The organism is Micromonospora sp. NPDC048063 (genome assembly GCF_043202855.1).
GTDB lineage: Bacteria > Actinomycetota > Actinomycetes > Mycobacteriales > Micromonosporaceae > Micromonospora.
In genome coordinates this window covers 655820-667574 of the sequence record NZ_JBIDBG010000004.1, presented here as the reverse complement: position 1 = coordinate 667574, position 11755 = coordinate 655820, and the positions used below count along the sequence as shown (strand labels likewise).

The 11755-nt window shown below is 74.0% G+C and carries 13 protein-coding genes; 7 read left to right on the top strand and 6 right to left on the bottom strand.

The window, feature by feature from the left end; translation table 11 throughout:
- Positions 1-76 precede the first annotated feature (76 nt).
- The gene (locus ACGFZ2_RS14870; protein WP_393453562.1) at positions 77-301 is read right to left on the bottom strand and encodes a hypothetical protein; all 225 of its coding nucleotides are present in this window, start codon (positions 299-301) and stop codon (positions 77-79) included.
- A gap of 71 nt (positions 302-372) precedes the next feature.
- Positions 373-846 carry a MarR family winged helix-turn-helix transcriptional regulator gene (locus ACGFZ2_RS14865; protein ID WP_393453559.1) on the bottom strand — a complete coding sequence of 158 codons (474 nt, stop codon included), beginning with the start codon at positions 844-846 and terminating at the stop codon, positions 373-375.
- A gap of 117 nt (positions 847-963) precedes the next feature.
- On the opposite strand from ACGFZ2_RS14865, the gene ACGFZ2_RS14860 reads away from it, so the two are divergent.
- From ACGFZ2_RS14860 to mqnP, 3 genes are all read left to right on the top strand, one after another.
- Positions 964-1518 carry a carboxymuconolactone decarboxylase family protein gene (locus ACGFZ2_RS14860; RefSeq protein WP_393453556.1) on the top strand — a complete coding sequence of 185 codons (555 nt, stop codon included), beginning with the start codon at positions 964-966 and terminating at the stop codon, positions 1516-1518.
- Positions 1519-1672: 154 nt separating this feature from the next.
- Positions 1673-3133, top strand: a complete 1461-nt coding sequence (locus ACGFZ2_RS14855; RefSeq protein WP_393453553.1) for a menaquinone biosynthesis decarboxylase — start codon at positions 1673-1675, stop codon at positions 3131-3133.
- Complete coding sequence (gene mqnP / locus ACGFZ2_RS14850) at positions 3133-4047, top strand: menaquinone biosynthesis prenyltransferase MqnP (protein ID WP_393453550.1); 915 nt, start codon at positions 3133-3135, stop codon at positions 4045-4047. The genes ACGFZ2_RS14855 and mqnP overlap by 1 nt, the downstream gene beginning before the upstream one ends.
- A 67-nt stretch (positions 4048-4114) precedes the next feature.
- Here the strand turns inward: mqnP and ACGFZ2_RS14845 are convergent, their stop codons facing one another.
- Positions 4115-5098: a terpene synthase gene (locus ACGFZ2_RS14845; protein WP_393453547.1), complete on the bottom strand. Its 984-nt coding sequence runs from the start codon at positions 5096-5098 to the stop codon at positions 4115-4117.
- Between the two features lie 194 nt (positions 5099-5292).
- Here ACGFZ2_RS14845 and ACGFZ2_RS14840 point away from each other — a divergent pair, with 194 nt between their 5' ends.
- Complete coding sequence (locus ACGFZ2_RS14840) at positions 5293-5922, top strand: UbiX family flavin prenyltransferase (protein WP_393257408.1); 630 nt, start codon at positions 5293-5295, stop codon at positions 5920-5922.
- 66 nt (positions 5923-5988) lie between these two features.
- Here ACGFZ2_RS14840 and ACGFZ2_RS14835 read toward each other — a convergent pair whose 3' ends face one another.
- Positions 5989-6255: a BldC family transcriptional regulator gene (locus tag ACGFZ2_RS14835; RefSeq protein WP_089002465.1), complete on the bottom strand. Its 267-nt coding sequence runs from the start codon at positions 6253-6255 to the stop codon at positions 5989-5991.
- A 269-nt stretch (positions 6256-6524) separates the two neighbouring features.
- Between ACGFZ2_RS14835 and ACGFZ2_RS14830 the strand changes: the two genes are divergently transcribed.
- From ACGFZ2_RS14830 to ACGFZ2_RS14820, 3 genes are all read left to right on the top strand, one after another.
- Positions 6525-6983, top strand: a complete 459-nt coding sequence (locus tag ACGFZ2_RS14830) for an Lrp/AsnC family transcriptional regulator (RefSeq protein ID WP_393257410.1) — start codon at positions 6525-6527, stop codon at positions 6981-6983.
- Positions 6984-7067: 84 nt separating this feature from the next.
- Positions 7068-7895 carry an SDR family oxidoreductase gene (locus ACGFZ2_RS14825; RefSeq protein WP_393257412.1) on the top strand — a complete coding sequence of 276 codons (828 nt, stop codon included), beginning with the start codon at positions 7068-7070 and terminating at the stop codon, positions 7893-7895.
- Positions 7896-7917: 22 nt separating this feature from the next.
- Positions 7918-9009: a PLP-dependent cysteine synthase family protein gene (locus ACGFZ2_RS14820; protein WP_393257414.1), complete on the top strand. Its 1092-nt coding sequence runs from the start codon at positions 7918-7920 to the stop codon at positions 9007-9009.
- A gap of 48 nt (positions 9010-9057) precedes the next feature.
- On the opposite strand, the gene ACGFZ2_RS14815 is transcribed toward ACGFZ2_RS14820, so the two are convergent.
- Positions 9058-9678: a putative glycolipid-binding domain-containing protein gene (locus ACGFZ2_RS14815; RefSeq protein ID WP_393453704.1), complete on the bottom strand. Its 621-nt coding sequence runs from the start codon at positions 9676-9678 to the stop codon at positions 9058-9060.
- Positions 9679-9786: 108 nt separating this feature from the next.
- Positions 9787-11730 carry a DEAD/DEAH box helicase gene (locus tag ACGFZ2_RS14810; RefSeq protein ID WP_393453544.1) on the bottom strand — a complete coding sequence of 648 codons (1944 nt, stop codon included), beginning with the start codon at positions 11728-11730 and terminating at the stop codon, positions 9787-9789.
- Positions 11731-11755 lie beyond the last annotated feature (25 nt).

Genomic DNA, 11755 nt, shown 5'->3' with positions numbered 1-11755 from the left:
ATCTCGTAGAACCACACTTATAGGAAGTGTGGTTCTACGAATTGCTTCCGACGATCCTGGTCGAGCCGGCCCGGCTCTACTCGGGCGACTGGCGGTCGCTCGACGAGCCGACCCGGCGGCACTGGAGGGTCTCGTCCACCCGCAGGGCGGCCTGGTAGGCGATCTCCGGCACGTCGGCGAGTTCGATCCGCTCCGCGCGTAGCGCGAGTTGGGCGTGCAGTTCGCGGGCGATCGCATCCCGCACCTCGGTCAGCAGCGGCGACAGCCCGTCCGGGTCGCCCACGACGTACGCGTCCGACATGCGTCCACCGTGCACCGCCGGGTCGACGCCGGGCCAGCGCCGGTGACATTTGTCGCTGGCGACGGGTCGGGTCAGCCGCCGAACCAGCCGGGCACGTCCAGGCGGAACAGGTTGGCCGGGGCGACCGCCCGCAGGTCGTCTTCCATCGCGGCGACCCGTTCCGGGCCGAGGGTGTCGGCCCACCGCTGCCGGAGCTGTTCGAAGACCACCGCCGAGCGGCGCAGTCCGTCGAGACCGTGCGGGGTCATCCGGACCAGTTTGCGCCGGGCGTCGCGGGGGTCGTCGGCCCGTTCGAGGTAGCCGAGGGCGACCAGGCGGTCCACCGTCTTGCCGGCCGCCTGCTTGGAGATTCCCAACCGTTGGCCCAGCTCGGTCGCGGTGGTGCCGTCGGCGCCGACCGCCTGGAGCACGAAGCCGTGCAGTGGCCGCAGCTCCGGGTGCCCCTGCCGGGCCAGCTCCGCGTGCAGGTCGTCGATGAGCGTACGGAAGCCGGCGAGCAGCAGCAGGGGCAGCAGGAAGCCGGGTCGATCGGGGTCAGTTGCCATGTTCGACAACCACGTTTACCATTTGGACAACCACGTTGACGATCGTACGTCACCGCCGGCGCCGTTCCGCCCTGCCGCGCCCGGCGACGCCAGTTGCTCCCGACGAAAGGTCACCCCGTGCCCGTCTTCACGCCCCACACCCCCGAGACCGCCCCCGCCGCCGCGCGCCCGACCATCGAAGGCGTACGCCGCACGCTCGGCCACCTGCCCGCCGCGGTCGGCCTCATGGCCGAGTCCCCGGAACTGCTCAAGGGGTTCCTCACCGTCAACGGCATCTTCGAGGGCTGCGCGCTCGGCCCGGTCGAGCGGGAGGTGGTCGTGCTGACCGTCGCCACCCGCAACGAGTGCCACCTCTGCGTGGCCATGCACACCGCCACGCTGACCCGGCACGGCGCCGCGCCCGAGCTGATCGAGGCGCTGCGCGCCGGCACGCCGCTGCCCGACGACCGGCTGGAGGCGCTGCGGCGCTTCACCGTCGCGGTGCTCGACCACCGGGGCGCGGTGCCCGAGGAGGGGACCCGCGCCTTCCTGGCGGCCGGCTACCAGCCCCGACACGCCCTGGACGTGGTGCTCGGCGTGGGGACGTACACCATCTCCACCTTCGCCAACCGGCTCACCGGCGCGCCGCTCGACCCACCCGTGGCCGCGTACGCCTGGCAGCCCGCCGGGTGACGGCAGGACCGACCACCGGTCAGCCCACGCATGCTGTCGCCGGGCACCCACACGTTCGCCGCCGGTGGTCGGTGTGGCGGAACGCACATGGCGCAGTCGACATCACCCGACCCGGCTGGGGTGGCCGGGGTGCCGGTGCGGGAGACTGGCAGGCATGGCGGCTCGTGGCTTCCCGTACAACGATCTGAAGGACTTCCTCGCTGCGCTGGAGCGCGCGGGCGAGCTGCGGCGGGTGAGCGTCCCCGTCGATCCCACCCTGGAGATCAGCGAGGTCGTCACCCGGACGGTCCGCGCGGGCGGCCCCGCGTTGCTCTTCGAGCGGCCGACCCGGGGCGAGATGCCGGTGGCGATCAACCTCTTCGGCACCGAGAAGCGGATGGCGATGGCGCTCGGCGTCGAGTCGCTGGACGAGGTCGGCGAGCGGATCGGCAACATGCTCAAGCCGGAGCTGCCGATGGGCCTCTCCGGGATGATGGACGGCCTCGGCAAGGTCATGCAGCTCAAGTCGATGCCGCCGAAGAAGGTCAAGACCGCTCCCTGCCAGCAGGTGGTCTACCGGGGCGACGACGTCGACCTGAACCGGCTGCCCGGCCTCCAGGTCTGGCCGGGCGACGGCGGGATCTTCCACAACTTCGGGCTGACCCACACCAAGCACCCCGAGACCGGCAAGCGCAACCTGGGGCTGTACCGGTTGCAGCAGCACTCCCGGAACACCATCGGCATGCACTGGCAGATCCACAAGAACTCCACGGCGCACCACGCGGTCGCCGAGCGGCTGGGGCAGCGCCTGCCGGTGGCGATCGCCATCGGCGCCGATCCTGCGGTCGCCTACGCGGCCAGCGCGCCGCTCCCCGCCGACATCGACGAATACCTGTTCGCCGGGTACCTGCGCGGCGAGCGGGTCGAAATGGTGGACTGCCTGACGGTCCCGCTCCAGGTGCCGGCGCACGCGCAGGTCGTCCTGGAGGGCTACCTCGAGCCGGGCGAGCGGCTGCCGGAGGGCCCGTTCGGCGACCACACCGGCTTCTACACGCCGGTCGAGTCGTTCCCGGTGATGCACATCGAGTGCTTGACCATGCAGCGCGACCCGGTCTACCACTCGATCGTCACGTCGCAGCCGCCGCAGGAGGACCACGGCCTCGGCAAGGCCACCGAGCGGATCTTCGCGCCGCTGCTGCGCTTCCTGATCCCGGACATCGTCGACTACGACCTGCCAGCCGCCGGCGTCTTCCACAACTGCGCGATCGTGTCGATCCGCAAGCGCTACCCGAAGCACGCCCAGAAGGTCATGAACGCGATCTGGGGCGCGCACATGATGTCGCTGACCAAGCTGATCGTGATCGTCGACGAGGACTGCGACGTCCACGACTACAACGAGGTCGCCTTCCGCGCCTTCGGCAACGTCGACTACGCCCGCGACCTGCTGCTCACCGAGGGCCCGGTGGACCACCTGGACCACGCGTCCTACCAGCAGTTCTGGGGCGGCAAGGCGGGCGTCGACGCGACCCGCAAGCTGCCCGAGGAGGGCTACACCCGGGGCTGGCCGGAGGAGATGCGGATGGCCCCCGAGGTCGTCTCCCTGGTGGACAAGCGCTGGAAGGAGTACGGCATCTGATGGCCACCGCCGTCGCCGAGCCGGTGGAGCGTCCCGGCCGGGTCAAGTCCTTCCTCAAGCTCGTGGCGATCGAGCACTCCGTGTTCGCGTTGCCGTTCGCGTACCTGTCGGCGTTGACCGCCATGCAGGTTCACGGGGGGCGGGTGCGGTGGGGGGACCTGCTGCTGATCACCGTGGCGATGGTGGGCGCGCGGACGTTCGCCATGGCGGCCAACCGGATCCTGGACCGGCGGATCGACGCGCGGAACCCGCGTACCGCCTCCCGGGAGCTGGTCACCGGGGCGGTCAGCGTGCGGACGGCCTGGACCGGCGCGGCGGTCGCGCTCGTGGTCTTCCTCGCCGCCGCCGCCCTGCTCAACCCGCTCTGCCTGGTGCTCGCGCCGCTCGCCGTGGTGCCGCTGGTGGTCTACCCGTACGGCAAGCGGTTTACAAACTGGCCGCACGCCATCCTGGGGGTCGCCCAGGCGGTGGGCCCGGTCGGCGCGTGGCTGGGAGTCACCGGCACCCTCGACGGCTCGTGGCCCGCCTGGCTGCTCGGCGCGGCCGTCGGGCTCTGGATCGGCGGCTTCGACCTCATCTACGCCTGCCAGGACTCGGAGATCGACCGGGAGATCGGGGTGCACAGCGTGCCCGCCCGGTACGGCCGACGCTTCGCCCTGCACGCCTCGACCGTGGCGCACGTGGTGACCTTCGCGCTCTTCATCTGGTTCGGCGCGCTGGTCGGCTTCGGCTGGCCCTGGTGGATCGGGCTGGCGCTGACCGCGCTTGCGTTCGGCTACCAGCACGTGGTCGTCACCCCGACCGACCTGAGCAAGGTCAACCGGGCCTTCTTCACCGCCAACGGCTTCGTCGGCATCGCGCTGTTCGTCTTCGCCCTGATCGACCTGGTGATCCGCCTCGACCTGCGCCCCTGACCGCGCCCGGCCGCAGCGCCCCTCCGTGGGCGGGCTCGTCGGAGGGCCGGGGTGTGGGCGGCGAGGGTCAGCGGAGGGCGGCGGGCTCGGGGCGGGAGCCCGGGTAGCGGTCGCTCTCCAGCGTCCAGTCGACGGTCGCCCGGACGGCGTTCGCCACCCCGTCGAGGCGGTCGGTGACCGCCTCGTCCAGCGCCGGCCCGAACGACGGCACCGCCGCCCGCAGCTCGACGAAGCGCCGCATCGACGCCCGCCAGCGCTCGGCGGTCAGCGCGACCGCGGTCTCCACCGGCACCCCGTGCTCGGCGGCGGTCGCCAGCACCAGGTTGTGCCCACCCGAGGTGGCCCGGTCGCGCTCCAGCGAGGCCAGGTCGTTGTACCAGGAGACCAGGTCGTTCCCGGTGGTGGCGACCCGGCGCAGCAGCGGGTGGTGGTGCACCGCGTCGGGCAGCGGACGCCCGGTGACGAACTCCACCAGCGGGTACGACACGTACGTGGCGGAGGTGGCGCGCCGCAGCTCGACGTACTCGGCGACGTCGGGATGGCGTCCGGCCGACTTGTTGACCGCCTCCCGCCACGTGCCGTCGAGGTGGTCGGCGACCGCCTCGGCGAAGCGCAGCCGCCAGCGGGCCGGCATCCGGCGGCGCGGCTCCCGCCACGCGCGCACCAGCAGCCGCCGCAGCGGCCCGGTGAGTCCGGCGTGCCGGATCCGGGGGCCCTCACGCAGCAGGGTCAGCGCGCCGGCGCGCAGCGCCCGGATCTCGTCCGTGCCGAGCCGGCCCGGCCCGTCGCACGCGTCGTCGACCAGGAAGAACCAGGTGAACAGCGCGGCCAGCACACGCAGGTCGGACTCCGTGGCGCCCGGGTAGAGGCGGCCGGCGTACCGGGCGACGCCGGCGCGGGCCAGCCGTTGCGGCGTCCCGTCGTCGGCCGGCAGGCCGAGGCCCGGCAGCAGGTCGTCGGTCAGCCAGCCCTGCACCCGGTCGGCGTGCGGCGAGAGCCGGGGCGGGATGGGGCACTCCGACCGTAGCGACCAGAGGATCTCGTCGGTCATCACCGATTCCTCCCGCGTGCGATCTGCGTCCGGTGCGAATCGTCCCGGCAGCATGTCAGGTCGCCGGGATGCCCGCGATCCCGGCCGACATCGCGCTCGTCGGGGACAAACCACCCCGGAGGCGGGTATCCCGGGCGGGCGCCGGTCCGGGGGGTGCCCGACGGCGCCGGCGAGCGACCAGGCAGGCTGGTGGCATGCGGGAACCATGGGTGGTCGGGGTCTCCGGGGCGTCCGGGACGCCGTACGCGGCGGCCGTCGTGCGGGCGCTGATCGACGCCGGGGAGCCGGTGGACCTGATCGTCTCCCGGGCCGCCCGGCTGACGGTTCTGGACGAGACCGGCCGCCCGTTCCGGGACGCGCACTGGGCGGAGGACCTGGCCACCTGGCTGGGCCGGGATCTCGCGGGCGCCGACGTGCGACACTGGCCCGCCGGCGACCTGGCGGCCGGCCCGAGCAGCGGCTCCTACCGGGTACGCGGGATGGCGGTGGTCCCGGCGAGTACGGCGGCCTGCGCCGGCATCGCCATCGGGCTCTCCAAGGACCTGCTCCAGCGCGCCGCCGAGGTGAACCTCAAGGAGCGCCGGCCGGTGGTGGTGGTGCCCCGGGAGACGCCGGTGACCCGCAGCCACCTGGAGCACCTGATCGCCCTGCACGACGCCGGGGCGGTGGTGCTGCCGGCCAGCCCCGGCTTCTACGGCGCGGGGGCGGCGGCCTCCGCCCAGCAGCTCGTCGACTTCGTCGCCGGCAAGGTGCTGGACGCCCTCGGCGTACCGCACGACCTGTTCCGCCGCTGGTCTGGTGAGTTGGGCGCGGCGCGGGACTGAGCCCGGCCGGGTTCACAGGGCCGCGGACCGGAGTCGGTGTCCGGTCCGCGCGCCGATCCGCACCGGTCAGTACATTCCCGCGTTGGCCGGGCCCGGGCCGGTCGAGGCGGCCGGCCCCGCGTTGCGCGGCTTGCCGACGTCCTCCGCCTCGTCCAACATGCCCTCACCCTCAAGCAGGGCCCGCACCTCGGATTCCCGAAACCGGCGGTGCCCGCCTGGAGTCCGGATGCTGCCTATCCGGCCCGCCGCCGCCCATCGCGTCACAGTCTTCGGGTCAACCCGAAACAGTGCGGCAACTTCACCCGGTGTCAGCAGGCGATCTCCAGTGTCCACAGCCCCCTCCTCGCGTCGACGAAGCCCCCGGCTGAACACACTGCCCCCGGCCGGTGCGAGCCCAGAGCCGTCATGAGGGACGTATGGCAATTACAGCACCAGCGACCTGGCCTGTCCGCCAAACGCGAAAAACGCACTGAGTGGGAAGTTAGGAAATATTACCTGCGGACGACTCCCTTGACTGTGAGTTTGCGAACGACTACACCCTGTCATGTTCAACGCGCTCCGAATGCCCGACGTTACGCCCGGACCGCTAGGGTCTACAGTCCGTGGACGCCATCGACCTGAGCCTCGTGGAACTGCTGCGCGGCAACGCCCGCCTGTCCTACGCCGAGCTGGCCCGGCAGGTGGGCCTCTCCGCGCCGGCCGTGCACGAACGGGTCGGCAAGCTGGAGTCCGGCGGCGTGATCCGGGCGTACCGGGCGGAGGTGGAGCCCGAGTCGATCGGCCTCGCCGTCACCGCGCTCATCGGGATCATCCAGGACTCGGGCGCCGACACCGACGACGTGCTCGAGGCGTTCCGGCAGATGCCCGAGATCGAGTCCTGCTACTTCATGGCCGGCGTCGAGTCGTTCCTGCTCAAGGCCAGGGTCGGCACCATCGCGGAGCTGGAGCGGCTGATCGTGCGGCTGAACCGGACCCCCGGCGTCGCCTCCACCCGGACCGGCATCGCCCTCTCCACCAAGTGGGAGAACCGCCCGCAGCCCCCGGTGGCGCCCACCACCTGACCGCCGCGGCACGGGGCCCGCCTGGCCCGCCGGGTCGTCCCGCCGGCCCTGGCGTCCCGCAGCCGGCGGCGATAGCGTGCGCCGATGACGAAGCCCGTCCCCGGGGCGGCCGTGGTCACCGGCGCCGCCGGCGGCCTCGGCCGGGCCATCGCCGCCGCCCTGCACGCCGACGGCTGGCCGGTGCTCCTCACCGACCTCGACGCCGGGGCGGTGGCCGACGCCGCCGCGCCGCTCGGCGGCTGGTCCCGCCCGCTGGACGTCCGCGACGAGGCCGCCTGCGCCGCCGTCGCCGCCGAGGCGGCCGGCCGGGGCGGGCTCGGCCTCTGGGTGAACAACGCCGGCATCCTCGTCACCGGCCCCTCCTGGGAGCACGACGCGGCGACCCGCCGCCGGGTGGTCGAGGTGAACACACTCGGCGCGATGAACGGCACCCTCGCCGCTCTGGCCGTCATGCGGGCGCAGGGGCACGGGCACGTGGTCAACGTCGTCTCGCTGGCCGGGCTGGTGGCCGCCCCCGGCGAGACCGTCTACGCGGCCAGCAAGCACGCCCTGGTGGCCTTCAGCATCGGCACCCTCGCCGACCTGCGGCTGGCCGGGCACCGGGGCGTACACGTGTCGTGCCTCTGCCCGGACGGGATCTGGACGCCGATGCTGCACGACCGGCTCGACGACCCGGGCGCCGCGGCCTCCTTCACCGGGACGCTGCTGCACCCCGAGCGGGTGGCCCGCCGGGCCGCGCGCCTGGCCCGCCGGCCCCGCCCGGTGGTCAGCGTGCCGCGCTGGCGCGGCGCGCAGGTCCGGCTGCTCGACGCGCTGCCCGGCCCGGCCGTGCGGCTCGCCCCGCTGATCCTCGCGGCCGGCCGGGCGGGTCAGCGCCGCCAGCGCCGCCGGGCCGGAGCCGAGCCGCGCTGAGCGGGCTTGCTAGGTTTCGGACGTGACTCATCTCGACCGGTGCGACGAGGCCAGCCGGCGCTGGGTGACCGATGCGATCGCCACCGTCGAGGCGGACGCCAACCGGTCCGCCGACACCCACCTGCTGCCGTTCCCGCTGCCCCGGGCGTGGGGGATCGACCTCTACCTGAAGGACGAGTCGGTGCACCCCACCGGCTCCCTCAAGCACCGGCTGGCCCGCTCGCTCTTCCTCTACGGGCTGTGCAACGGCTGGATCGGTCCGGGCACCACGATCGTCGAGGCGTCCTCCGGCTCGACGGCGGTCTCGGAGGCGTACTTCGCGCGGATGCTGGGGCTGCCGTTCATCGCCGTGATGCCGGCCTCCACCTCGCCGGAGAAGATCGCCCAGATCGAGTTCCAGGGCGGCCGCTGCCACCTCGTCGACGACCCGGCCAAGGTGGTCGTCGAGGCCCGCTGGCTGGCGGAGGACTCCGGCGGGCGCTTCATGGACCAGTTCACCTTCGCCGAGCGGGCCACCGACTGGCGGGGCAACAACAACATCGCCGAGTCGATCTACGCGCAGCTCGCCCTGGAGCGGCACCCCGTGCCGGCGTGGATCGTGGTGGGCGCCGGCACCGGCGGCACCAGCGCCACCATCGGCCGGTACGCCCGCTACCGGCGGCTGCCCACCAAGCTCTGCGTGGTCGACCCGGAGAACTCCGCGTTCTATCCCGCCTGGCAGGCGGCCGACTGGTCGGTCCGCACCGGGCGCGGCTCGCGGATCGAGGGGATCGGCCGGCCGACCGTCGAGGCGTCGTTCCTGCCCTCGGTGGTGGACCGGATGGTCCAGGTGCCCGACGCCGCCTCGCTGGCCGCCATGCGGGCCGGCTCGGCCGTGCTCGGCCGCCGGGTGGGTGGCTCGACCGGCACGAACCTGTGGGGCGCCTTCGGGCTGATCGCGGAGATGCTCGCCGAGGGCCGCACCGGCTCGGTGGTCACCCTGATCTGCGACGCCGGCGACCGCTACGCCGACACCTACTACGCCGACGACTGGGTGGCCGCCCAGGGGCTCGACCTGGGCCCGCACCTGGCGACGATCGAGCGCTTCCTCGCCGACGGCGCCTGGCCGGCCTGACCCGCGGCGGCACGCCCGGCTGGCCGACTCCGGCACGGGGCCAGGTAGTCAGCGCGGGTCGACGCGCTCGGCCAACCCCGGGTAGCGCACCACGTAGCCGTCGGCGTCGAGGTCGATGTCGGCGGTGAACGTGTCGCTGGTGAAGCGGACCCGGCCGGGGCCGAGCGGCGTGTAGACCTGCTCGGCGGGCACCACCATCAGGCTGGGCACCAGCACCCAGGCGACGGCGACCCGGTGCGGCGTGTCGGCCGGCGCGCGGGGCAACCCGAGACGGTGCACCGGCAGGGCGTTGAACAGCGGCGAACCGCCGAGGTCGACGTCCAGCGCCTCGGCCAGCCGGTCCGGGTCGTCCGTGCCGGGCAGCCCGGCGGGTGGATGGCCGGCGGCCCGCAGCGCCGCGTCCAGGTCGCCCTGCTCGCCGGTGGTCACCCGCCACCGGTCGCCGGCCCGTTCCAGGCGTACGCTCCGCAGCCACCCGGAGCCCTCCACCTCGACCTCGGCCCGGGCGGTCACCCACTGCGGGTCGGTGGTGAGCTGGTAGCGACAGGTGTAGGGGACCGGGTCGACAGCCGTGAGCGTGCCCCGAGCGGTCAGCCCCCGGCCGTCGTCGAACAGCGCGTGCTCCGTGCCGGCGGTGTCCGCCCGGGTCCAGAAGAGCGACTTCGGCATGGTCGGCATGAGCCGGACGTTACGCGACGCGACCGACACCGGCAGCGGATGCGGAAACGCCGCCGTGGAGCGTGGGCTCCGCGACGGCGTTCCGGTCGGTGCTCGTGATCAGTGGGTACGCGACGGCGGTCGCCCGCCGAAGCCCCGCCGCTCGTCGCGCGGCCGGTCGTCGCGACCCCGGCCCTCGGGCCGGAAGCCGCCCCGGTCGCCGAAGCGCCGCTCGCCGCGCTCGCCGTAGCCGCGTCCCTCGGTGGGCCGGTCGCCGTAGCGGCGCTCGCCCTGCGGTCGATCGCCGTAGCCCCGGCTGTCGGTGGGCCGGTCGCCGTAGCCGCGCCCCTCCGTGGGCCGGTCGCCGTAGCGGCGCTCGCCCTGGGGGCGGTCGCCGTAGCCGCGGCGGTCGCCCTGCGGCCGGTCGCCGTAGCGGCGCTCGCCGCGCCCGTCCCGGTCGCTGTAGCCGCGTCCCTCGGTGGGCCGGTCGCCGTAGCGGCGCTCGCCCTGGGGGCGGTCGCCGTAGCCGCGCTCGCCGTGCGGCCGGTCGCCGTAGCGGCGCTCGCCCCGGTCCGCGAAGCCCCGCTCGCCGTAGCCGCGTCCCTCGGTGGGCCGATCGCCGTAGCGGCGCTCGCCCTGGGGCCGGTCGCCGTAGCGCCGCTCGCCCTGGGGCCGGTCGCCGTAGCGGCGCTCGCCCCGGGCGTCGCGGTCACCGAAGCGGCGCGGGCCGCCCGGCCGGTCGCCGTGCCGGCGCGGCTCCTCGGGCTCGTTGCGGACCGGGACGCCGCTCGGCTCGCGGGCGCCGGTCAGCTCGGCGAGCGCCGGGTCGCCGGCGCGCACCCGGGTCTCGGCCGGCGCCACGCCGGCCTTCTCCAGCATGGCGAGGGTCGTCCGGCGCTGCTTCGGCAGCACCAGCGTGGCGACCGCGCCCGACTCCCCGGCCCGAGCGGTACGCCCCGCGCGGTGCAGGTAGTCCTTCGGGTCCTTCGGCGGGTCGACGTGCAGCACCAGCGAGACGCCGTCCACGTGGATGCCCCGGGCCGCCACGTCCGTGGCGACCAGGACGTTCATCCGACCCTCACGGAACTCGGCCAGCGTGCGGGTACGCATCCGCTGCGTCTTGCCGCCGTGCAGGCCACCCGCGCGTACGCCCACGGCGGCGAGCTGCTCGACCAGCCGGTCGACGCCGAGCTGGGTGCGGGCGAAGACCATGGTCCGCCCGTCCCGGGCCGCGATGGACGCCGCCACCGGGAACTTGTCGTGCGGCGGGATCAGCAGCATGTGGTGGTCCATGGTGGACACCGATGCGGTGGACGGGGCGGTCGAGTGGGTCACCGGATCGGTCATGAACCGCTTGACCAGCGCGTCGACGTCACCGTCCAGAGTGGCCGAGAAGAGCAGCCGCTGGGTGCCCGCCGGCGTCTTCGCCAGCAGCTCGGTGACCTCGGGCAGGAAGCCCATGTCGGCCATCTGGTCGGCCTCGTCGAGGACCGTGATCTCCACGTCGTCCAGGTGGCACACGCCCCGGGCGATCAGGTCGCCCAGCCGGCCCGGGGTGGCCACGACGATCTCCACGCCGCGCCGCAGGGCGTCGATCTGCCGGTCGTACGGCACGCCGCCGACGGCGGTCTTCAGGAACACGCCGACGGCCTTGCCGAGCGGCAGCAGCGCGTCGTTGACCTGCATGGCGAGCTCGCGGGTCGGCACCAGGACCAGGGCCCGCGGGTGCAGCGGCCGGGCCCGCTCGCCGTCGGCCACCCGGGCCAGCAGCGGCAGGCCGAAGGCCAGGGTCTTGCCGGAGCCGGTCTGGCCCCGACCGAGGACGTCCCGGCCGGCGAGCGCGTCCGGCATGGTGGCGCGCTGGATCTCGAACGGGGCGGTGATGCCCTGCCGGGCGAGCGCGCGGACCAGCGGCTGGGGCAGCCCCAGCGCGGCGAAGTCGGTGGCCTCGGCCGTCACCGGTGCGGCGGAGTCCTGCGGGGTGGCGTCCCGCTCGACGAGGGCCTGCGCGTCGGCGGTGTCGAGGGCGGGCGGAAACGTGCTGGGTTCAGCAAACGCGGTCAAGAAATGCCTTTCGAGCGGGGCGCAT